General features: G+C 72.7%; 14 protein-coding genes. 9 read left to right on the top strand and 5 right to left on the bottom strand.

Going from position 1 to position 22,834, the window contains the following annotated elements; genetic code table 11:
* The first annotated feature begins 17 nt into the window (after positions 1-17).
* The 3 genes from ACZ6X9_RS28625 to ACZ6X9_RS28615 all read left to right on the top strand — a co-directional run bounded on the left by ACZ6X9_RS28625 (position 18) and on the right by ACZ6X9_RS28615 (position 8,908).
* On the top strand, positions 18-5,999 hold the full coding sequence (locus ACZ6X9_RS28625) for an SDR family oxidoreductase (protein WP_469780901.1): 5,982 nt from the start codon (positions 18-20) through the stop codon (positions 5,997-5,999).
* Positions 6,000-6,001: 2 nt separating this feature from the next.
* Complete coding sequence (locus tag ACZ6X9_RS28620; protein WP_469780900.1) at positions 6,002-8,386, top strand: KR domain-containing protein; 2,385 nt, start codon at positions 6,002-6,004, stop codon at positions 8,384-8,386.
* Between the two features lie 102 nt (positions 8,387-8,488).
* Positions 8,489-8,908, top strand: coding sequence for an ester cyclase (locus ACZ6X9_RS28615; protein ID WP_469780899.1), 420 nt, complete (start codon positions 8,489-8,491; stop codon positions 8,906-8,908).
* Positions 8,909-8,965: 57 nt separating this feature from the next.
* On the opposite strand, the gene ACZ6X9_RS28610 is transcribed toward ACZ6X9_RS28615, so the two are convergent.
* On the bottom strand, positions 8,966-9,445 hold the full coding sequence (locus tag ACZ6X9_RS28610; RefSeq protein WP_469780898.1) for a nuclear transport factor 2 family protein: 480 nt from the start codon (positions 9,443-9,445) through the stop codon (positions 8,966-8,968).
* A 137-nt stretch (positions 9,446-9,582) separates the two neighbouring features.
* On the opposite strand from ACZ6X9_RS28610, the gene ACZ6X9_RS28605 reads away from it, so the two are divergent.
* Complete coding sequence (locus tag ACZ6X9_RS28605) at positions 9,583-10,500, top strand: SDR family NAD(P)-dependent oxidoreductase (protein ID WP_469780897.1); 918 nt, start codon at positions 9,583-9,585, stop codon at positions 10,498-10,500.
* Entirely contained in the window at positions 10,497-11,933 is a 1,437-nt protein-coding gene (locus tag ACZ6X9_RS28600) for a cytochrome P450 (protein ID WP_469780896.1), read from the top strand. Before ACZ6X9_RS28605 ends, ACZ6X9_RS28600 begins: the two co-directional genes overlap by 4 nt.
* A gap of 272 nt (positions 11,934-12,205) precedes the next feature.
* On the opposite strand, the gene ACZ6X9_RS28595 is transcribed toward ACZ6X9_RS28600, so the two are convergent.
* Positions 12,206-15,697, bottom strand: coding sequence for a HelD family protein (locus ACZ6X9_RS28595; RefSeq protein ID WP_469780895.1), 3,492 nt, complete (start codon positions 15,695-15,697; stop codon positions 12,206-12,208).
* Between the two features lie 548 nt (positions 15,698-16,245).
* Here ACZ6X9_RS28595 and ACZ6X9_RS28590 point away from each other — a divergent pair.
* On the top strand, positions 16,246-17,520 hold the full coding sequence (locus ACZ6X9_RS28590; protein WP_469780894.1) for a cytochrome P450: 1,275 nt from the start codon (positions 16,246-16,248) through the stop codon (positions 17,518-17,520).
* 103 nt (positions 17,521-17,623) lie between these two features.
* Here ACZ6X9_RS28590 and ACZ6X9_RS28585 read toward each other — a convergent pair whose 3' ends face one another.
* Together ACZ6X9_RS28585 and ACZ6X9_RS28580 are read right to left on the bottom strand one after the other, a co-directional pair.
* The gene (locus ACZ6X9_RS28585) at positions 17,624-18,358 is read right to left on the bottom strand and encodes an SDR family oxidoreductase (RefSeq protein WP_469780893.1); all 735 of its coding nucleotides are present in this window, start codon (positions 18,356-18,358) and stop codon (positions 17,624-17,626) included.
* 41 nt (positions 18,359-18,399) lie between these two features.
* Complete coding sequence (locus ACZ6X9_RS28580; RefSeq protein WP_469780892.1) at positions 18,400-18,900, bottom strand: nuclear transport factor 2 family protein; 501 nt, start codon at positions 18,898-18,900, stop codon at positions 18,400-18,402.
* A 133-nt stretch (positions 18,901-19,033) separates the two neighbouring features.
* Between ACZ6X9_RS28580 and ACZ6X9_RS28575 the strand changes: the two genes are divergently transcribed.
* The 3 genes from ACZ6X9_RS28575 (at position 19,034) to ACZ6X9_RS28565 (ending at position 21,009) form a co-directional block, all read left to right on the top strand.
* The gene (locus tag ACZ6X9_RS28575; RefSeq protein ID WP_469780891.1) at positions 19,034-19,939 is read left to right on the top strand and encodes a LysR family transcriptional regulator; all 906 of its coding nucleotides are present in this window, start codon (positions 19,034-19,036) and stop codon (positions 19,937-19,939) included.
* A gap of 243 nt (positions 19,940-20,182) precedes the next feature.
* Positions 20,183-20,767 (top strand): DUF2975 domain-containing protein, encoded by a 585-nt coding sequence (locus ACZ6X9_RS28570; protein WP_469780890.1) that lies wholly within the window; start codon positions 20,183-20,185, stop codon positions 20,765-20,767.
* On the top strand, positions 20,767-21,009 hold the full coding sequence (locus ACZ6X9_RS28565; protein ID WP_469780889.1) for a helix-turn-helix domain-containing protein: 243 nt from the start codon (positions 20,767-20,769) through the stop codon (positions 21,007-21,009). Before ACZ6X9_RS28570 ends, ACZ6X9_RS28565 begins: the two co-directional genes overlap by 1 nt.
* Positions 21,010-21,036: 27 nt before the next feature.
* Here the strand turns inward: ACZ6X9_RS28565 and ACZ6X9_RS28560 are convergent, their stop codons facing one another.
* The gene (locus tag ACZ6X9_RS28560; RefSeq protein ID WP_469780888.1) at positions 21,037-22,623 is read right to left on the bottom strand and encodes a DHA2 family efflux MFS transporter permease subunit; all 1,587 of its coding nucleotides are present in this window, start codon (positions 22,621-22,623) and stop codon (positions 21,037-21,039) included.
* Between the last annotated feature and the right edge of the window lie 211 nt (positions 22,624-22,834).

Genomic DNA, 22,834 nt, shown 5'->3' with positions numbered 1-22,834 from the left:
AGTAAGGACATGGCTCCATGAAAGACCTCACCGGCAAGGTGGCCCTGGTCACCGGCGGGTCGAAGGGGATCGGTAAGGCGATCGTGCGGGAACTCGCCGCACGCGGTGCCGACATCGTCCTCAACTACTTCCACTCGCACGACCAGGCCAAGCGGACCCGCGACGAGCTGGTCGCCGACGGCGTCCGGGTCGACCTCGTCCGTGCCTCGGTGGCGCGGCAGGACCAGGTCGACCGGATGTTCGCGGAGATCGACCGGCTGCACGGCCGCCTCGACATCCTGATCAACAACGCGGCCGACGGCGCCCTGCTGCCGCTCGAGGAGACCACCGACGCGCACCTCGACAAGGCACTCGACACCAACCTCAAGGGCGGACTGCGCTGCGCGCGGGCCGCGGCACCGCTGATGGGCAGGTCGGGCGGCGGCTCCATCGTCACGGTCTCCGCACTGGGCGGCTCCCAGATGGTGATGGCCAACTACCTCGCCTGCGCCCCGGCGAAGGCCGCGGCCGAAGCCGCCTCCCGCTACCTCGCGGTCGAACTGGCGCCGCTGAACATCCGGGTCAACACGGCCTCCGCCGCCATGCTGAGCAGCGCGGTGGCGGACAAGTTCCCCCGGGCCGCCGAGATGCAGGAGGTCATCGCGCGGGCCACGCCGCTGGGGCGGCTCGGCACGCCGGAGGAGTTCGCGTCCGTCGTCGCCTTCCTCGCCTCCGACGACTCCCGGTGGATCACCGGCCAGGTCATCCTGGCCGACGGCGGTCTCACCCTCGGCGCGTCCCTGCTCTCCCCGCCGGCGCTCGAAGCGGCGGAAAAGCGACCGGCGGAGAAGCGACCGGCGGAAGAGCAGCCGGTGGAACGGCATTCGGCGGCGCGGGAGACGGCCGAATCCGTACGGCCCGAGCCTGTGTCCGTGCCCGAGGCAGTACCGGAGCCGGAGCCGGAGCCCGAGGACGGTGACGACGCGATCGCCATCGTCGGCATGGGCATGGCCGTCGCCGGGGCCAACAGCCCCGAGGAGTTCTGGAAGCTGCGGATGACGGGGGACGAGCTCTTCGTCAAGGTCCCCCGGGACCGCTGGCAGCACGAGAGCTTCCACTCGCCCGACCTGGCGGCCGAGGACAAGGCGTACGCCGACCACTGTGTCTTCATCACCGGCTTCACGCCCGCCGACGGCGCCCTGGACGGCATGCCCGGCGGCGCCGACCAGCAGGAGCTCACCACGCAGTGGCTGCGCCACAGCCTGGTGCAGGCGCTCGACGGGGTCAGCCACAGCCCCACCGACAGTGCCTCCTTCGTCGTCGGCTACACCCCCGACGGCAGCCAGCACCTGGAGGAGGCCGGAGTCCTGCAGAGCCTGACCCGCCTCACCCACGGCATCGTCGACGACCTCGACGTACCGGCGGGGGAGCGGCAGGGGCTGCGCGACGACATCGACGAGGCGCTCGCCCGGCGCTACCGGCGCGGCGGGCAGGACCCCGCGCGCTTCCTGCCGCACCGGGTCGGCGAGCTGGCGATGGAGGGCATCCTCCCGCCGTCCACCGAGCTCCACATGGTCGACACCGCGTGCTCCTCGTCCCTCTACGCCATCGACATCGCGGCCAAGGGCCTGCTGATGGGCAAGCAGGACATCGCCGTCTGCGGCGGGGCGTTCGCCCTCGCGCCGCGCGGCACGGTGCTCTTCTCCAAGCTCCAGGGGCTCTCCAAGAGCGGCAAGGTGCACGCCCTGGACGAGAGCGCCGACGGTGTCATCTTCGCCGACGGCGCCGCCCTCGTCGTCCTCAAGCGGCTGAGCAAGGCCCGACGCGACGGCGACCGTGTCCTCGGTGTGCTGCGCGCCTTCGGCTCGTCCTCCGACGGCAAGGGCAAGGCGATCTACGCCCCGAACTCCGACGGGCAGAGCCTCGCCGTGCGGCGCGCGCTCGACGCCGGCGAGGTCGAGGGCGACGACGTGCAGTGGATCAACGCGCACGCGACCGGCACCCCCGCGGGCGACCTCGCGGAGTTCACCACCCTGCGCGAGCACTTCGGCACCTCCCGGCCCACCGTCGTCACCTCCAACAAGTCCCTGATCGGGCACACCGGCTGGGCGGCCGGCGTGGTCTCGCTCATCGAGAGCCTGAAGGGCCTGGAGGAGCGCACCATCCCCGGGCAGTTCCGCTTCAGCGACCCCCGCGCCGACTTCCGGCTCGACGAGACCGAGCTGGAGGTGACCTCCGAGCCGCGGCAGTGGCCGGAGAGCGCCGAGCGGCCCCGGCTCGCGGCCGTCTCCGGCTTCGGCTTCGGCGGCACCAACGCCCACCTGATCGTCTCCGGGCCGCTGCCGCCCGCCGAGGCGGCGGAGACCCCCGCCACCAAGACCCCGGACACCGAGCGCCGGGTCGCCATCGTCGGCTGGTCGGCCCACCTGCCCGGCCTCGACGGGCGCGACGAGGTCGCGAACTGGCTGTCCGGCGGCCGCCGGCCGCTCGACAGCTTCGGCGCCGACTACCCGCCGCCGCCCTTCAGCAAGGTCCGGCTCCCTCCGAAGACGATCCGTGCCCTCGACCGCTGCCAGTTGATGATCCTGGAGTGCGCGCACCAGCTCCGCGACCAGATGCCCGACTTCTGGAGCGAGCAGGCCGCCAAGACCGGCGTCTTCGTCGGTCACATGGGCCCCACCCGGGCCGCGATGCTCTACGCCAACCGCTGCTACCTCGACGACGTCGAGCGGGCGCTCGCCGACTCGCCGCGGGCCGGTTCCACCGCCGTGCCGCGGATCCTCGACCGACTGCGCGAGCGGGTGCGTTCGATGATCCCGGAGTCCAACGAGGACTCCTTCCCCGGACAGATGCCCAACATCATCTCGGCCCGCGTGGCGAACTACTTCGACCTCCACGGCCCCAACATGACGATGGACTCCGGCTTCGCCTCCGCCCTGTCGTCGATCACCTCCGCGAGCCGCTACCTGCGCACCGGTGAACTGGACTTCGCGCTGGCGGGCGGCATCAACGGCAACAGCCTGCCCGAATACCGGTCCCTGATCGGCGATCTCCTCCCGGAGCACGCGACGGAACTGGCCGAAGGCGGCTTCCTCTTCGCCCTCACCACCGAGGAGCGCGCCGAGCGCGCGGGCCTGCCGGTCCTCGCGTACGTCGACGAGGCGCTCGGCGGCGCGGAGACGCACCGCGACACCCTCCTGTGCGGCTCCTCGGCACCCGAGAACGCCCGCTATCTGGGCGCGGCCGGGGGCCTGGCCGTCCTCAAGGCGCTGCACGGTCCCGCGGGCACGGTCGTGCTCTCCTGCGAGGAGGACGAGCACGCGAAGGGAGGCGCCGGTGCCCGGCTCCGGCTGACCGTCCCCGGCGAACCCGCCGAGGCCGCGGACAAGGCCGGCTCCGCCCCGGCGCAGGACACCGGCGCGACCACCGGCACGCTCCCCGAGGGCTTCCTCTCGCAGGAGCGCACGGAGGCCGGCACACCGCTGCGCGTCCGCCGCCACGTGCCCGTCCTGGAGGCCGCGCCGCCCGTGACCGTACGGGAGGCGATCCCCTTCCTCGCGGCCGGCACGGCCGTCGTCACGGACGCGCCCGGCCTCCTCGCCCGCGCCGCGGGCCGGGGCGCCACCGGGCTCACGGTCCTGTCCACCACGCCGCTCGACGCCCCGCGCCCCAACTGGCACCACCTGCCGGAGGTCACGCCCGAGGCCGTCCGCGAGGCGCTGGCGAGCTCCGGGCAGCCGGTCACCCGGCTGCGGGTGTTCAGCGACCTGAGCCGCGCGGTGGCCCCCGGGCAGGCACTCACCGAGGGCTCCCCGGCGCTCCTCGCCCTGCACAGCGCCGCCTACCTGGCCGTGCAGCACGCCTACGAGGACCTGTCGGGCCCCGGCTCCTCCCTCGTCGTCCTCCTCCAGGGCGCGGTGTGCGACGGCACCCCGCACCCCTTCTCCGGCCTGTTCACCGGCCTGCTGAAGACCGCGGGACTGGAACTCCCGGACGCCACCGGCTTCGCCCTGCTGACCTCGGCCACCGACGTCGGCGAGGCCGTGGAGCGGGTGGAGGCGGAGAGCCGGGCGCGCCGGGACTTCCCCGTCGTCGTCGACGCCGACGGCGACCGCCGGGTGTACCGCCTCAAGGACGAGCCCAACGACCTGGGCGCGGACACCCCGCTCGTCCTCGGCCGGGACTCCGTGGTCGTCGTCGCCGGCGGCGCCCGCGGCATCACCGCCGAGGTGCTCAAGGCGCTCGCGGAGCGGTTCGCCCCGCGGATCTACGTGTTCGGCAGCAACTCCCTCGACACCTACCCGCCCTCGGTCTACGCCGGGAGCGACGAGGAGTTCGCGGCGGGCCGCAAGGCGTTCATCTCCTCCGAGCTCGCCAAGCGCGGGGGCCGGACGGTCGCGGGCATCAACAAGGAATTCGACCGGATGGTCAACGCCCGCACCGCCCGTCAGAACCTGGACGCGATGGCCGCCCACAGCGGTGCCGACCGGGTCACCTACCTGACCTGCGACATGCGCGACGGTGCCGAGGTCGAGAAGGCGATCGGCCGCGTCCTCGCCGAGCAGGGCCGCGTCGACCTGCTCGTCAACGCCGCGGGTCTCCAGCGCTCCGCGCTCATCAGGGACAAGGACTTCGCGGAGTTCACCTCCATCCGCGACCTCAAGGTCGAGTCCTACCTCAACCTGAAGCACGCGCTGCGCTCCGCACCGCCCCGCCTGTGGTGCAACTTCGGGTCCTTGCTCGGCTACTTCGGGCAGCTCGGGGAGGCCGACTACGCCTCGGCCAACGACTTCCTGAGCAGCGCCTCCACCTACGCGGCGGCCACCACGGACCACGCCGAGGTCACCATCGGCTGGACCCTGTGGGCCAGCGTCGGCATGGGCGCCAACGAGCTGACGAAGGCGTACTACGAGCGGGCCGGCTCGTACAGCAACATGCCGGTCCCCGAAGGCGTCCACCACTTCGTGCGGGAACTCCACGCCCCCGTGCGGCGGCCCTCGGTCGTGCACCTGGGCGAGGCCGAACAGGCCACGGTGGAGACCTTCTACCCCGGCTACCTCACGGGCCGCGACCCCGGCTTCTTCCTGCGTCGCGTGGTCGAGTCCGACGCCAAGTCCGCGGTGTTCGAGTGCCGCTTCGATCTGGAGACCGACGGTTACCTGGAGCACCACACCGTCCGCGGCGAACCGACGCTGCCCGGCACCTTCGTCACCGAGCTCGCGGCGGAGGCCGCCCGGCACCTGGTGCCCGGCAAGCACGTCATCGCCTTCGAGGACCTGCGGTTCGAGCACTTCCTGCGCGTCTACCGCGACCTGCCGGCCCGGCCCAAGCGCATCAAGGCCGAGATCACCGGGGAGCAGGGCGACGCCACCGTCGTGCGGGTCCTGGTGACCGAGGACGTGGTCGCGCCGAGCGGGGCCGTCCTGATCGCGGACCGGGTGCACTTCGCGGCCCGCGTCCTGCTCGCCGACGCCTTCCCGGCCGCGCCCCGCTGGGAGCACTGGGACACCGCCGACGACACCCCGGTGCCCGACCCGTACCACCAGCCCGGCTCGCCGGTGAAGCTGACCGGCCCCTTCGTCTCCACCACCGACACCCGCATCCACCCTCAGGGCAAGCGCGGGCGCTACGCCCTGGCGCTCCCGGAGGACGACCCCGCGTGGGCCCGGTTCACCGTCCCGTGCGTCCTGCTGGACGGCCTGGCGCGGGTCGGGGTGCTGGACCTCGTCGACGGCCACCTCGTGCCCGTCGCGGCACCGCTGGCGATCCGCCGCATCGACCTCTACGAGGAGGCCAACGACCACGTGCTGTCCACCGGCGAGGACCGGATCGACCTCTACGCCACACCGCCCGGCTTCGACCTGGCCGCCGACCGCGTCGACAACCGCTTCGTCGCGACCCGGCCCGACGGCCGCATGCTCCTCCAGATGAAGGACCTCCAGGCGACCTTGATCGGCTACGTCGACGCCCGCACGGGCGAGGCCGTGGCCCTCGACGCGCCCGACCGGAAAGGGGCATGACCATGGAGTCCCCCCAGACGACGGCCGGGCCCGCCGCGCCTGACACAGCGGTCCAGCCGATGACCCGCATGGTGTGGCAGCTCACCAACCTGCCGCCGCGCCTCGGCGAGCCCGCCCGGCTCACGGGCATGCGCGTCCTGCTTCTCGCGGACGAGAGGGAGCAGGCCGAGACCGCCACCGCCGTCGAGCGGGCCCTGACCGAGCGCGGCGCCCTCGTCCGCCGGCGGGCGCCGGGCGGGCCCGTGGACGCGATCGTCGACCTCACCGTCGGCCGCGTCCCCGGTGGCGGAGGGGCCGCGGAGGCCTGGCGGGAACCGCTGCTGCGCACCGTCGGCGCCCTGCGCGAGCACTACGACGACTGGGCCCGGGAGACCTCGGCCAGCCGCCTGTTCTACCTCGCCGTCACCTATCTCGGCGGCGGGATGGGCCACCACCCGCAGGACGACCTCGCGCAGCCGCTGGGCGGCATCTGGGCGGGCCTGGCGAAGACGCTGCACCGGGAGTTCCCCAACTGCAACGCCCGCGTCGTCGACATCGCCCTGTCCGCCGTGGACGAACTGCCCGGCATCGTCGCCGCCGAGCTGGGCCGGCCGGGCGAGCTGGAGGTCGGCTACCGCGACGGCCGGCGCCTGACCCTCACCCCCTCCGCCCGCCCGGCCGGCGAACCCGTCGTCGAACTCGGCCCCGACGACAGCGTGCTGATCTCCGGCGGCGGCCGGGGCATCGGCTGGGAGCTGGCCCGCACCCTCGCCGAGCGCCACGGCCTGCGGGTCGTCGTGACCGGCCGGGAGCCCTTCCCCACCGGCGACGAGCCGTGGTCCGGCATGGACGAGGCCGAACTGAAGGTCTACGAGAAGCAGGTGTGGGCCGACAACCGCGGCCGACCGCCCGCCGGGACCCGGCGGGACATCGCCCGGATCCGCCGCCTGTGGGAGCTCGCGGCCAACGTCACCGGCGCCCGTGCGCGCGGGCTGCGCGTGGACTACGCCCGGTGCGACTTCACCGACCGCGACCAGGTCCGCGACCTCATCGCCCGCGAGGGCGCCACGCTGACCGGAGTCGTGCACAACGCCGGGGTCGACACCGCGGCACGGCTGCCCAAGAAGACGGACGACGAGGTCCTCGCCACCGTCCGCACGAAGATCGAGGGCTTCGCCAACCTCTTCGGCGAACTCCGCGGCCATCCGCTGAAGTTCTTCTGCAACGTGGGCTCCCTCACCGGACGGCTGGGCGGCATGGTCGGCCAGCTCGAATACGCCGCGGCCAACGAGGGGCTGGCGCGCCTGGGCCGCTGGGCGAGCAGCCGGGCCGGCTTCCCCGTGATGACGCTCGCCTGGCCGACCTGGGACCGCATCGGCCTGATCGCCAACTTCTCGGCGACGCTGCGCTACATGGCCGCCATCGACGTCACCGACGGCCTCGCCAAGTGGCAGGCGGAGCTGGCCGCCGGCTCCGACGGCGAGGTCACCTTCGTGGGCCCGCTGGGCGCGGCGATCGACCCGGGCCAGGCCATCGGCTACCCCATCGTGCCCGACCTGCCCGGCTTCACCGACACCTTCCCGAAGATCTACCACCTGGGGGAGGTCGTCACCTACCAGCCGCACAGCCGGATGGTCTCGCGCGTGACCTTCGACCGCGAACAGGCGCCCGTCCTGATGGACTTCCTCATGGACGGCGTCGAGGCGGTCCCGGTGAGCCTGCTGCTGGAGAACGCGGTCCGGGGCGCCGAGTGGATCGTCCCCGAGGACTTCCCCGCGCTGCGCGTCGACTGCCTCGAAAGGATCGTCGTACCCCTGGAGCTGCTGCGCCTGGACGGCCCCACCACCGTCTGGGAGCGGGAGATCACCGGCACCCGCGAGGGCCGCACCTGGGTGGTCGACGTGTCCTTCCGGCGGCCGGACGACGGCCCCGACGGGCCGCGGGCGAGCCTGCGGGTCGTCTACGAACCGGGGGACACGCGCCCGCCCGCCCCACCGCGGCCGGACGTCGCGCGGACGACCACGTGGAGCTCCGGGCCGCCGATGCTGCGCTGGCGCTCGTCGGTGGTCCCGGCCGCCGCCTGGACGCAACTGCCCGACGGCCGCTGGTCGGCCGAGGTGCGGCCGTGCGCCTCCAACGACCTCTGGGCGACGCCCAGCGTGCCGCGTACCGCGCTGGCCGTCTCCGTCCTGGAGAACGTCGTGCGGCTGTGCGCGAAGGCGCGGGCGGGCCTCTCGGTCGCCGTCGACCCCTTGGCCGTCGGCCGCGTCACCCTGCATTCCGAGGAGCAGGGGAATTCCGTCGTCGAGGGCGATCCGGCCCTCGGGGTATGGCGCGCGAAAAGCGTGGTGTCGGGGCTTCCCGTACTCACGGTCTCGGGTTTTCCCGGGCCGCTCGGAAACGGTTGACATAACCAGCGTGCAATGCCACCGTCATGGCATTGCGGAGTCGTCGCCGTATGCCCATGAAATAACCGTAGGATTTTGTCGAGAGAAATTGGAGCGGTTTGTATGTCGACGTTGCAGGAGAACAAGGCGGTGTTGGAGCGCTACTACGAGGAGTGCCTCAACAAGGGAAATCTCGACGTCATCTACGAGGGCGCCGGTGACGACCACATCAGCCACGGCACCGCGCCCAACGGCAAGGAGGGCGTGGAGCACCTCAAGGAGTGGGTGCGGCTCCAGCGCGCGTCCTTCCCCGACCTCAAGGTCGTGGTGGACGACTGGATCCTGGAGGGCGACAAGGTCGTCAGCCGGTTCACCGCCAGCGGCACCCACACCGGTGAGCCCTACGAGGGCGTGCCGGCCATCGGCCGGGAGTTCTCCGTGAGCGGGATCGTCATCGACGAGTTCCGCGACGGGATCATCGTGGAGAGCTGGTTCTCGCTGGACGGCCTGGAGCTGGCCAAGCAGCTCGGCGCCCTGGGCTGACCGCGCCCGGCCCCGGCGCCACGCGGTCGTGGCACCGGGGCCGGCGGGACCCGCGCGTCAGCCCCGCCGGACGGCGCGCGCGTCCGCGTCCGTGATGGGCGCGGCGTGCGCCTCGGCGTTTCCGGAGGCGGCGATGGCGTCCAGGGCGCGCTGGAGGACGACGGTGTCCTCCAGGGTGTGGATCTCGGTGATCCGGCCCCACTTCAGATAGAGGAACTGCGTCATGACGTTGTCGTAGCGGGTGCCGTCCGGGAGCGGGCCGCCGATCTTCACCCGGGTGGCCACCTTGGTCAGCCAGGGGCCGCCGGAAATGATGATCTCCAGCGGCTCGAAACGGGCCTCCGGAATGAGCCGGAAGACCCGCTGCCACCACAGGCTCATCGCCTCGCGGGTGTGCCGTTCGCCGGACAGCGCATGCTCCCCGTAGAAGACATAAGTGAATTTCGGGGCCAGCGTGTCCACCATGGACTGCCAGTCCCCGGAGTCGATCTGAGCAAAGGCTTTGCGTAGTTTCGCGGCAACGATTCGGTGATACATGCGGATCCTTCCCCGGGTCCTTCGGAATAGTTTTTCGGAAACCCTGAATGCCGCCCTGCGGTGCCCTCATTGATACCACGAGAACCCTTGCGGGAACACACCTCGCAGTGGGGTGCGAGAAAAGGCGGGAGAGTTTGATGACGTCTCCGATTCCGGTGCTGATCACCGGCTGTTCATCGGGTATCGGCCGGGCCACCGCGCGGCGGCTGCACCGGGCCGGCATGGTCGTGTACGCCACCGCCCGCAGGCCCGAGACCCTGGCCGAGCTCACCGCCGAGGGCATCCGGACGCTGGCGCTGGACGTCACCGACGAGGAGAGCATGCGCGCGGCCGTCGAGACCGTCGAAGCGGAGCACGGCGCGGTCGGCGCCCTGATCAACAGCGCGGGCTTCGCCGTCTCCGGGGTCGTCGAGGAGGTCGGCATCGAGGACATGCGCCGGCAGTTCGAGACCAACGTCTTCGGGCTGGCCCGGCTCAGCCAGTTGGTCCTCCCCGGCATGCGCGCGGCGGGCACCGGCACCATCGTCAACGTCTCGTCCATCTTCGGCCGTTACGCCGTCCCGGGCGGCGGCCTCTACCAGGCGTCCAAGCACGCCGTCGAGGCGCTCAGCGACGCCATGCGGCTGGAGGTCGCCGCCTTCGGCGTCCGCGTGGTGCTGATCGAACCGGGACCGGTCCGCACCACCGACTTCGGCGCGACGTACGTGGCGAACTTCCGCCCCGTCAGCGAGGTCTACGCGGACTTCCGCCGCCGCACCGCCGAATACTTCGACGCCATCTACACCGGCAGCCGCCGTACGCTGGCCGGCACCTTCACCATCCAGGCCGACGACGTGGCCCGCACGATCGAACGCGCGGTCCGCAGCGGCCACCCGCGCGCCCGCTACCCCGTCGGCTTCCTCGCCCACAGCACCCTCGCGCTGCGCCGGCTCGCACCGGACGCCGTCTTCGACAACCTCTTCGTGCGGCGCGCCTTCCCCGTGCCGGGGAAGAGCGCCCGGCCGGTCCCGCCCCGGCCCGTACGGACCGCCACGACCCGTAAGGACGCACGATGACCGCCACCACCGTCAGCCCCACCATCACCGCCACCGCCCCCGGCCCCAAAGGCGTGCCCGTCCTGGGCAGCCTCGGCTCCTGGCGCCGCAACACCGCCGAATTCCTGCTGGGCCTCCAGCGCGACCACGGCGAGGTCGTGCGCATGCGCCTCGGGCCCATGACGGTCCACCAGGTCACCAGCCCCGAAGCCGTGCGCCGCGTACTGGTGGAGAACAACGGCAACTACGTACGCGGCCCGCTCTACGAGCAGTTCGGCGTCGTCATGGGCAAGGGACTGCTCACCACCGACGGCGAATTCTGGCGCGGGCACCGCCGCGCGGTCCAGCCGGTGTTCCTCAAGAACGCCGTCGCCGACATCATCCCCAACATCACCCGCGCCACCACCGAGATGCTCGACGAGTGGGAGGGCAAGGCCGCCCGCGGCGAACCCGTCGACCTGATGACGGAGATGCTCCGGCTCACCCTCGTCACCCTCAGCCGCTCGCTGTTCGCCTACGACATCAAGCCGTCCTCCCGCGTGCTGAAGCTCATCGTCGACGACGTCGTCGAGGTCATGTTCCGCCGCGGCACGGCCTCCGAGATGCTGCCCTCCTGGGTGCCCACCGACCGGCAGCGGAAGATCACCCGCATCCACCGGGTCTTCGACCGGATCGTCGCCGACGTCCGCGCGGGCTACGCGCGCACCGGCGAGGGCTCGCTGATCTCCCTGATGGAACAGGCCGAGGACCCCGCCACCGGCCGCCCCTGGACGGACCGGCAGATCCGCGACGAGCTCCTCACCGTCTACCTCGCGGGTCACGAGACCACCGCCGTCGCGCTCTTCTGGACCCTGATCGCCATCGCCGAACACCCCCACATCCAGGAGGAGGTCGACGGCGAGATCGGCCGCGTGCTCGGCGGCACCCTGCCGGACGCCCGGAGCGCCGAGGAACTGACGTACACCAGGATGGTGGTGGACGAGAGCCTGCGCATGCACCCGCCCATCTGGATCTTCCCGCGCGCCGCCGTCGGCCCGGACACACTCGACGGCTACGGCATCGAGGCCGGCTCCTCGATCCTGCTCTCTCCGCTGGTGTCCCACCACAACCCCCGTCACTGGGACAACCCGATGGCCTTCGACCCCCAGCGCTTCACCCCCGAGGCCGTCAAGGAGCGCCCGCGCATGGCCTACTTCCCCTTCGGGGCGGGCCCGCGGCAGTGCGTCGGCAACTTCATGGCCCTGCTCGAACTGCGCGCCATCGTCGCGATGATCAACCAGCGCTTCCGGATCAGCCGCGTCCCCGGCGACTCCCTCCAGTACGGCTCCCCGGTCATCTCCCTGCGCCCGCTGCGCGACGTCATGGTCCACGTGCACTCACGCGACGTGCGGCCTTCACCGTCGACGGCGAAGACCGCGCCTCTCACCTGCCCGGTGCGGCACGGCGAGGGCTGAGCGGGGACTTGTTCCCCAGCTCCGCCCGGTCCGCGCCACCCGGCCCGTCCGGCGTTCGAGGACACCGCGCGGAGCGCGGTCAGGGGGTCCGGGGGCTTGCCCCCGGTTTCGGGAAGGGGCGGGGCCGGGGAACGAAAACCGCCGCGCGGCCAGTGGGCCCGAGGACTCGCCGCCGACGGAGCAGCCGTACCACCACCCACCGACAGACCAGGCGTACGACGCACTCCCGAGCATCGGCCGCCCGGAACACTGGAGCGGCCCCCGCCGCCGGGTCACGCGCCGGAGGGGCCCAGCGCGATGTCCGCGCCCTCGCCGGTCCAGCCGTTCGGGCCGCGCCAGATGACGTTGACGCGGAAGACGTCGCGGATGGTGTCCACGGACCAGTCCTCGGCGGGTGGTTCGGGGAGAACGAGGTAGAGCCCGTCGGCCGGCGTGGGGAGTGTGTGGTTGATCTCCAGCAGCCGGGTGGCGCCCGAGCGGAGGTCCGCGTAGGTGGAGCGTCCCGTGCCCAGGGCCTCGTACAGGAGGAGGCCGCGGTCGGTGACGCAACTGACGTCGACGACCGGTGAGTCGGCCGGCAGCAGGTCCGCCCAGAGGAGCGACGCCTTCAGCGCGTGGCGGACCGCCTCGTGCTTGTTGCACGCGCGGTCGGTCTCGGCGGCCACCTCCAGTGCGCGGAGGAAGCCTTCTTTCGCGGTCGGGGCCGGCGAGGCGGAGGGGGTGCCCGCGGTGCTCATCTGTCCTTCTTCCTTCTGCTCGGCTTGCTGCGGCGGAGCGGCGTGGACCGGGCCGCCGGACGTCGCGTCGCCGGGGTCCGGCCGGGCGCCGGGGTCCGGCTCGGTGGCGGTGGCGAAGCGGGACAGCAACTCCCGGCGTGCCGCGGCGAGGGGCCCTGCCCAGCCCGACGCGGCCAGCTCCTCCGCGAATCGGCCTGTCTCCAGCGTTCCTTCCTTGAGCGCGCGGCCGGCCGAGGCGGCGAGGTCGCGCAGCACGCCGAGGCGTTCCCGGTCCGGGTCGCCGAGCAGGTGGAGGACGTCGACCCAGTCGGCCTGGTCCCTTCGGAGGACGCGGTTCGCCATCCCCTGGAGTTCGGAGAGACGGCCGCGGGCATCGGAGACGCCATCGGCAACGGCATCGGGGCCGTCACCCGCGTTCCCCGCGCCCCCGGCGAGTTCGGCCGGCACGCTCAGCGCGGCGACGTACCGTCCCGCCATCCGCTCCGAGACGGGCGACCGGCCGCGCTGGTCGGCGGTGAGGATGGTCTGGTTCGTCTCGTTGGCGAAGACCCAGCAGTCCAGCTTCTCGCCCCGCCGCGGGGGAACCGAACCGTGGCGGACCGTGAGGACGAGCGGCCGGTCGATGACCGGGGACAGCGGTCTGACCCGGTACCGGCCGCCGGGAGCGCGGTCCACGACCTCGACCCGGACGTCGGTGCCGATCCGGGGAAGCCGTCCCCCCGTGCCTTCCGGCGGGGCCGCGGACGCCTCCGGCGCCCCCGCGTCCCCCGGGCCGGTGAGCGCTTCGGGCAGCGGCGCGGTGTGCAGGACGGTCAGGCTCTGGGTGCTGCGGGTGAGGGCCACGTACAGCCGGCGCAGCCCGGCGGGGCCGCTGTCGGCGATCTCGGCGGGCTCGACGACCAGGACGTGGTCGTACTCCATGCCCTTGGCCTGGGCGACGGTCAGCACGGACACGGCCTCGCGGTCCCGCTCGCCGATGTCGGCGCGCTCGGCGATCCCGCGGCCGACGGCGGTCGGCCAGTCCGGGTCGTCGGGCACGATGACGGCCACGGAGCGCGGGGTGGTCCCGTCGCTGGTGCCGACGAGCCGGGCCACGTGGGCGGCGGTGTCGTCGAGCAGCTTCCGCGGCTCGGTCGCCACGGTCCGTACGGCGTCCGCCCCCACGGCGCGGACGGCCCGCGGGTACGGCAGTCCCGGAGCGATCGCCCGGGCGAGCGGGGCGATGAACTCCATGATCTCCGTGGGGACGCGGTAACTCGTGTCGAGCTCGGCCACACTCCAGTCGCCGTGATCGGAGAGGAGCGTCCCGAGCACGTCCCAGCTCGTCGGGGTGTGGACGCCCGTCGCCTGCGCCAGGTCGCCCAGGACGGTCATGGAGCCGCCGACGGCGGAGCGCCGTCGCAGGGCACGGGCCTGCATGGGCGTCAGGTCCTGGGCCTCGTCGACGACGATGTGACCGTACCGCGGCGGGGTGTCGCCGCTGATCAGCACCCGGAGCTCTTCGAGGCACACGTGGTCGTCCAGGGTCCACGGATCCTCGTCGGCGCTGTCGGCGCGGGTCCGCAGCAGGGCCGCCTGTTCGTCCTCGCCGAGGATGCCGTCGGCGCAGGCCCGCAGGAGGTCGGCGGAGTCGTAGAGGCTGCGCAGGGCCTCCCGGGGGCCGGGCGACGGCCAGACGCGTTCGACGAGACGTTCCACCCGGCGGTTGCGTTCCAGGTCGCGCCGGATCGTGTCGGCCTGTCCGCGCCGCGGCGCGATGTCGGCGAGCTCCTGCAGCAACCGGTCGACGAACAGGCCCCGGAAGCGGTCGCGCCGCTTGCGGAAGGGGCCGTCGCCGCCGTGGGCCCTGTCGAGAAGCGTGAGCACCTCGGACTTCGGGACGCGCAGGGTCGTGCTGCCCGCGGTGACGACGACCGCGGGTTCGTCGCCCTCGAAAGTAGGGGCGGTGGTGAGGCCGTCGAGGGCCTCCGGGCGGTAGTCGTGCTCGACCCGGCGCCGCAGCACGGCCGCCATGCGTTCGTCCGATTTCACGAGGCGCGCCCGCGGGGAGTCCTCGCCGGTGATCCCGCCCTCCCACAGCCGGTCCAGTTGGACGACGTTGACGTCCCGCGTGCCGAGGGCCGGGAGGACCTGACCGACGTAGTCGAGGAACCGCTGGTGAGGACCGACGACCAGAATGTCCTGGGACGTGAAGTGCTCGTTGTCGACGAGCCAGGTCACGCGGTGGAGGCCGACCGCCGACTTGCCGGTACCGGGACCGCCCTGCACGACGAGGATGTCCGAGGGCGAACCGGTGACCAGCTTCATCTGGTCACGGCGGATGGTCTCGACGATGTCCCGCATCCGGCCGCCGCGCGACCGCTGGAGCTCTCGCAGCAGGAAGTCGTCCACCTGGAACGCCTTCCGGCGCCGGCGTCGCGCGACGTCGCCGGGGGTGGGGGCCGGCGGACGCTCCTCGCCCGCGGGGGCCCCGGGGGGCGTTTCCGCCACTCCGCCGTCGGCGGGCCGCCGGGGCTGCGGGACGGCGGAGGGCCCGGGCACGGTGTCGGCCGGGGGCACGGGCGTGGTCGAGGGTACGGGCGTGGTTGGTGCCGGGGCTATCTCGTCGAAATAGCCCTCGACAACCCTCTGCGCGCAGCGGAGCCGGCGTCGCAGGATCACTTCGCCGGGGCTCCCGGGCTCGGCCTCGATCCACTTCTTCGCCAGGGGACTGGTCCACAGCAGCACCACCGGCTCGTTCGAGGCGTCCCGCACGCCACGGCGCCCGATGTACCAGGGCCGGGGTTCTTCCCCCGGGACCTCCGGCGCGTCGACACGGGCGAAGACCAGGGCTTCGTCACCGAGCCCGCCGTAAGCCTCGGCCCGGGCCTCCGCCACGGCCCGGTTGGCGATCCCGTCCTTGCCGCTCGCCGACGCGACGACCGTCGAACCGCTCCTCAGTTCGGCGAGTTTCGCGGCGTAGCAGTCGTACGCGTGGTCCACCGCGCGCTGCTCGCCGACGAGGATCTCATCCTGAGTCGTGCTCATACATGCCCTCCCCGCGGTGTCGGGGACACCGCCACGGGCGTACGCCCGTGCCCCACCGAAACAACTATCAGAGAAACGGCGGTGACGGTCGCTTAATGGATCAACCGCCGCGGGAGGACCGTTCCCCCGTGCGCTCCCGTACCGCCCGGCCCCGGCGCCGGCGCTGCCGCCCGCTCGAAGCGGCTCCCTCCGGGGGACCCGTCGAGTCGTCCCCGCCGCCGCGCGGAAGAGACGGGAGCGATCCACAAGGCTACGGAAAATGACGTGGACGACCGGACGGCGAGGCCCGTTCGCCGTGCGTATGAAGCCGGAGCGCGTCCGGTGAAACGGGAGGCGCGCGGCCGCCGCCGTGGCCGGCGGGTGGGCCGGTCCGTCACAGCGGTGAGCCCGTGCCCCGCGTGGGTCCTCAGCCGTACCGGCGTGAACGGTTCCGGCCCGCCGTGTGCCAGGGGGCGTCCCGGCCTTCGCCCGGGCCCCGGCCTGCGAGACTCGGCGGCCTGGGACGGCAACTCCCGCGTGGTGCCGTCTTGTCACGGGGGAGTGTGCACATGAGCGAGACGTCCTGTCCCATGCCCGAGGGAACAGCCGGCCGTGCCGCGGCGCGCTGCCCGGCGCTGTCGTCCGCCGCCGTGTCCACGGCGCTCCTCGCGCCGTCTCCCGCGGGCCCGTACGACGTGCTCAGGCGGCTGCGCGACGAGGCGCCGGTGTTCTTCAGCGAGGAACTGAACGTCTGGATCGTCACCCGTTACCAGGACGTGCTCCGGATCCTCAAGGACGCCGAACTGTTCCCGGCCTCGACCCGCTCCTTCATCCTCGGCGCCCACCCGCCCGCCGTCCGCGGCATCCTCGAGGAGACCGCCACGTTCACGGCGCCCAACATGGGGTTCGACGGCCGCCCCACCCACGACCGGCTCCGCAGGCCCGCCGCCCCCTTCTTCACCGCCCAGGCCGTCGCCCGCCTCGAACCCCGGATCCGGCGCACGGCCGTCCGGCAGGCCGGCCGGCTCCCCGCCGCACCGCCGGCCGACCTCGTCGCCGACTATGCCCGGCCGTTCGCCACCGCCCTCGTCATGGACCTGGCCGGTTTCCCCGCCGGCGACCACGACCGGATCCTGCGCTACCACCGCGCCGTCAGCGAGTTCTTCTTCGGCAGCCCGCCTGCCGACCGCCTGCTCGCGTACGCACGCGACGTACGGGAGTGGGAGGCCTACCTCTCCGGCATCCTGCGCGACCGCGAACGGCATCCCGGGGACGACCTCGTCAGCCACCTCGCCGCCCAGGGCGCCTACACCGAACGGGAACTGATCAGCCTGATCAGCTTCGACATCGTCACCGCGGGCATCGGCCCCACCGGCTACGCGCTCACCGTCCTGTGCGACGAACTGCTGCGTGACCCGCGCCGCCGCGACGCGCTGACGGCCGATCCCGCCGGGTTCGACGCCTGCTTCGCCGAGACGATGCGCCGCCGCGGACCCGCGCTCGGGGTGTTCCGCACGGCCGCGGCCGACACGGAACTGTCCGGTGTCCCGATCCCGGCCGGTGCCGCCCTCTGGGCCATGATCGCCTCCGCGGACCGGGACGAGAGGCGCTTCGCCCGCCCCGACGAGCACGATTCCGCCCGCCCCGCTCCGGGCGCCGGCCTGCCCTTCTCCCACGGCCTGCACTACTGCCTCGGCGCCCACCTCGCCCGCACCGCCGTCCGGTCCGCGGTCATGACCCTGCTGCGCCGCCACCCGGGCCTGCGTCTGGTGCCGGACCAGCCGCATGTCCGCGAACCGGGCCTCAACGTCATCGCCCCGGCCCGGCTCCTCGTCCGGTGGTGACGGGCGGGCCGTGCGGTACGGCCCCTTATTCGGGTGGCTGCGCGCCGCTCGCCGGGCCGCGGCGAGCGGGGACGGCCGTTCGAGGCTCCGGGGCCGCCGTCCGTCAGGCGGTGAGCCAGTCGCCATAGCGGGTGGGGCAGATCAGTGCGCCGTCCTGAGCCGTGAGGACGTGGCCGGGGGCCACGGCGAAGGGGCCTGCCGTGTCGTCGGTGCTGACGGTGCGGTTGTCACCGCGGGCCGCGAGGGTGACGCGGCCGATGTCGTCCAGGGCGATGACGTCAGGGCCGGCCACGTCGCGGATGGCGTGCAGCGGGGCACCCGCGGCGATGTCGGCGACCGCGCGGGCGGCATCGGCGGCGGCGACGGGCTGCAGCGGGGTCGGGGGCAGGCGGACGGCGTTCCGGTCGCCGGTCCAGGAGATGATCTCGACGAGATATTCGAAGAACTGGGTCGCGCGGACGATGGAGAACGGCACCGGTCCGGTCTTGTACAGCTCCTCCTGCACCACCTTGGCCCGGTAGTAACCCAGGTCGGGCACCTGGTCGACGCCGACAATGGACACGAGCACGGCGTGGCGGACGCCGGCGCGCCCGGCGGCGGTGATGAGGTTGCCGGTCGCCGCGCGGAAGAAGTCGGCGGAGGTGGCGTCGGCGGTAGGTGACTGCGTGGCGTCGACGACGGCGTCGGCTCCCGCGAGGGCTGGGGCCAGGCCCGCGCCGGTGAGGAGGTCCACGCCGGTGGAGCGGGCGTGCGGGAGCGCCTCGTGCCCGGCCGCTGTGAGTGCTTCCACGATCTCGGAGCCGATCAGGCCGGTTCCTCCGAGGACTGCGAACTTCATGTCATCTCTCTCTTTCGGCCGGTTCCTTGAGGGGGGAGGGGTCAGCCGAAGATCGCCGTGGGATCGCCGGTGAACCAGGCGTTGTCGATGCGCAGCCGGCTGATGACCCAGCGGTCGCCGTCCCGCACCAGGTCGACGTCGTAGGGGTTCTTCAGCAGCGCGTGGGTGGCGGGGTCGCCGGCAAGCAGGTGCTGAGCCTCCACGAGGGCGGTGAGGCGGGCGGTGTCGCCGTCGATGGCGACACGTGCGTTCGTGACCTGGTGGGTGGTCTCCACCCGGTCGGTGAACATGCCCAGGATGGTGCTGACGATGGTGTCGCGCCCGACCATCAGCGGCGGCTGGGCACCCCACTTCGCGGCGGCCGGGCGGAAGTCGAGTTCCGCGTCGGCGGCGAAGGACGAGGCGAACAGCTCGGCGTCCTTCAAGTCCTGGCCGAGGCCGAAGCGGTAGAGCGCGTCGATGATCTCGGTGCGGTCCCGAAGCTCCGCGATGACGGCGACGCTGTCGTGGGCAGCGAGGGCGCGGTCGGAAGTGACGAACATGATGGGCTCCTTGGCAGGTCAGGTGGTGTTCCGAAGGCGATCCTGCTGCGGGCGGCCCGGGGCATCAACGACCGTGTGTGCAACGATCGTGAAGTGACGGTTAACGATGGACGGAACAGGACCGGGTGGCGGGATGCTGGAGCGGCATGAGATCGAGGCGTTCCTCACGCTTGCCGAGGAATTGCACTTCGGGCGCACTGCCGAGCGGCTGCGCCTCTCCACGGCCCGGGTCAGCCAGACGATCGCCAAGCTGGAGCGCCGCGTCGGTGTCCCGCTGTTTCACCGCACCAGCCGCCGGGTGGAGCTGGCGCCGGTGGGGCGTGACCTGTACGAAGAGCTGCAGCCGGCCTGGGACCGGATCACCGCTGCGGCCGCGCGGGCGGTCGATGCCGGACGGGGCCTGACCGGGCTGCTGCGCGTAGCCTTCACCGGACCCGCCGCGGGCCAGCTACTGGTCGGTGCGGCAGAGGAGTTCCGTGCCCGCCACCCGGACTGCGACGTGCGGATCCGGGAGGCCCAACTGTCCGACGTCCTGCCGTGGTTGCGTACCGGCGAGGCGGACACCGCCCTGACCTGCCATCCGATGCGGACGGCGGAGGTCACCATGGGGCCGGTGCTGGTCCGCGAGGCACGGATGCTCGCGGTGCCCGCCGGGCACCCCTTCGCGCGCCGCGGGACGGTGTCCGCGGAGGACTTGGCCCGGGTGACGGTGTTGCAGGTTCCCGAGACGCTTCCGGACTCCCTGCGCGAGGACCTGGCGCCGCGCCGGACGCCCGCCGGCAAGCCGGTGTCCCTCGGCCCGGTGGTTGCGACGTTCAACGAAGCCCTCACCCTCGTGGGCGGCGGGAAGGGTGTCTTCGTCGTGGGAGCCCATGTCAGGAGGTACTACGCCCGCCCCGACGTCACCTATGTGGGCCTGGAAGCCACCGCGCCGGTCGAGTGGGGCCTGGTCTGGCCCACCGACGGTGCCACCGCCCGGGTCCGCGCTTTCAGTGAGGCTGCGCTCGCTGTGCTCGAGGGCCGTGCAGCGGACCGCTGAGCACGATCGGCGCCCTTCCCCGGCCACGAGCCCCAGGTGGCGCGGTTCGTCTTCTTCGCTTCTCGCGGTGCCTCCCGGAGCGGTGAGCATCTGCTGTCCCGTGGCGGGAGCAGAGCCAGGCCCGGGAGTCGAGAAACAGAGGATGCTCAAGGGGCGGCCGATGCGCGGGGCACCGTCGACTTGTCGAATATCGATATGCTCCCCTAGCCTGAGGCATATCGATATTCGATAAGAAAGGGTGCGATGAACTCGCGACTCACGAAGACCCTGGCCTCGGTGACCTTCGCGCTGGCGGTGCTCTGCGGGCTCGCCTTCATCGGCACGGGGATCACACACATGCTCGACGACGGGGCGGTCTGCGTGCGGACGGACTTCTGGCGCAACGCCCCGATCGGGGAGCGACTCCCGATCGCCGACGGCGTGAAGGCGTCCGGCAGTGCCACGCGTCTGTGCCAGGACGGCCCCTCCATAGCGCAGCGCGCCGCCGACCTCGGCGGTGAGCTGCCCTGGCTGCTGTTCGGTTCCCTCGCGCTGCTGCTCTTCTCCCGGCTGCTCGACGCCGTCCTGCGGCAGGGGCCGTTCACCGACGCGGTGGCCCGACGGCTCACCGTTCTCGGCTGGTTCGTCGCACTGGGCACCCCCCTGGCCGGTCTCGTCGTCGGCTGGTCACAGTCCTGGCTGGTCGGGAGCATGGCGCCGCTCGTGGGCTCCGGTCCGACGGTGTCCGGGCCGCTGGCGCTGGTCCTCGCCGGTCTCGCCGCGGTGATCATGGGCAAGGTCATGCGCGAGGGCGTGCGCATGCGGGAGGACCTCGAAGGGACCATCTGATGCCCGAGGAGGAACCCCACGCGATCCGGATCCACCTCGACCGTCTCCTCGCCGAGCGCGGCATGACGCTCACGGAACTGTCGGCGCGCGTGGGTATCACCGTCGTCAACCTGTCCGTGCTCAAGAACGGGCGGGCCAAGGCCATCCGCTTCTCGACCCTGTCGAAAATCTGCGAGGCCCTCGGCTGCCGGCCCGGAGACCTGATCACCCACGACCCCCACGGCCCCACCGCCCCGGGCTAGCCGGAACCGGCGGGAGCGGCACGGCCGTCACACCGACGGCCGCACGGTCTCCGCCGCCTCCTCGGCCGGGCCGGCCGCCTCCGCGCGGAGCAGCAGGAACGTGAGGAGGGCCACCGCGGCGGTCACCAGGGCCCCGGTGCAGAGCGCCGCGTGCAGCCCGTCGACGAACGCCTGCCGGAACCAGCGGGCGAAGGCACCACCGCCCGGCACGTCGAACCCCGCCGCGGGCCCGTGGGCCAACGCCCGGTCGACCGCCTCCCGGGCCCGGCCCGGCGGAAGACCGGCTCGCGCCTTCTCCATGAGGGAGCCGCGCATCCGGGAGTTGAGCACCGCGCCCAGCGCCGCCACACCCGTCACCCCGCCCAACTCCCGCAACGTCTCGACGATCGCCATCGACATGCCCGCCCGCCCGCCGCGGACCCGGTCGACGACGATGACGTTGACGGGGACGAAGGTGAGACTCACACACATGCCGATCACCGGGAGCAGCCACCAGTACTGGGCGTAGCGCGCGTCCTCGCCGTACAGGGCCAGGCCCGCGAGCGCCGGAGGGCTCAACGCGACCCCGGCCATCAGGGGCCGGAACGGACCCCAGCGCGCCGAGAGCCGGCCCGCCACGGGCGCCGTCGCCACGATGAAGGCGGAACCCAGCAGGAACACGGCCCCCGCGCCGGCCGCCGACCAGCCCAGGACGTACTGGAGATACAGGGAGAGGAAGAAGATCGCTCCGAAGAGCGCGAGGCTCGTCGTGAAGCAGGCCAGCGCCGCCGTCGCGCACGGCCGGTCGCGGAAGAAGGACAGGTCGATCACCGGATCTGAGGTGCGCCGCTCCGCGACCACCAGAGCCGGCAGGGCGACGGCGGCCGTGGCGAAACCGGCGAGGACGGAGGGGGCGGACCAGCCGTTCGCGGGACCCTGGACGAGCGCGTAGACCAGCCCGCCCACGCCCGCCGCCGACAGCACCTGCCCGGGCAGGTCCAGGGACCGGCCGCGCCGCGGCGGGGCGGCGGGCAGGGACAAGGCCCCGAACAGCAACAGGCACCCCCCGACGGGCACGTTGACGAGAAGCACGCTGTGCCAGCCGAACCTGTCCACGAGCAGGCCGCCGACCACCGGCCCGAGCGCCAGCCCCAGCCCACCGGCCGCTCCGCGCAACCCCAGAGCCCTGGCGCGCCGCACACCGTCCGGGAACACCTGACGCAACAGCGCGGCACTGGACGGCAGCAGGGCCGCGCCCCCGGCCCCTTGGACGACACGGCCGACGACGAGCGTCGCCCAGTCGTCCGCCACCGCGCCCAGCCAGGAACCCGCCGCGAAGGCCACCAGCCCGGCCAGGAACAGCCGGCGCCGCCCCAGCCGCTCGCTGACGATGCTGCCGGCCGGCAGGAAGGCCGCCAGGACAAGGGTGTAGGAGGCGACGACCCACTCCAGACGGGTCACCCCCACCGACAGGTCGCCGCCGATCGCCGGCAGGGCGTTGTTCATCGCCAGGTTGTCGAGCATGACCATGAAGACCGCGATCGACTCGACGGCCAGGACGGCGTTCGGACGGCCGCGCAGAGGCTCGGCCGGACCGGCGGGGCGAAGACGCGGGATGCGGCGGGGGAGGGGCATGGAGCCGTCCGGGGGGGAGGGGGAGGCGAGGAAGGAGCCGGCCGGTCCGCTGGGCGGTGCGCTGCGGCAACCGGTGACGATCCTTCCCGGAGTGGCGGAAAAGCGGCGGAAAAGAATGGTCGCCCGCCAACGTGGCGAAGGGGAAGAGGGCATTGCCGCCTTGACGCCGGACCCGCATGTCCTGCTGTCCGGCAGGGGTAGAGGCAGAGAC

Source organism: Streptomyces sp. NPDC052910 (assembly GCF_055585605.1).
Note: the sequence above shows the minus strand (reverse complement) of the source record. Positions and strands in the feature narration are given on the sequence as shown.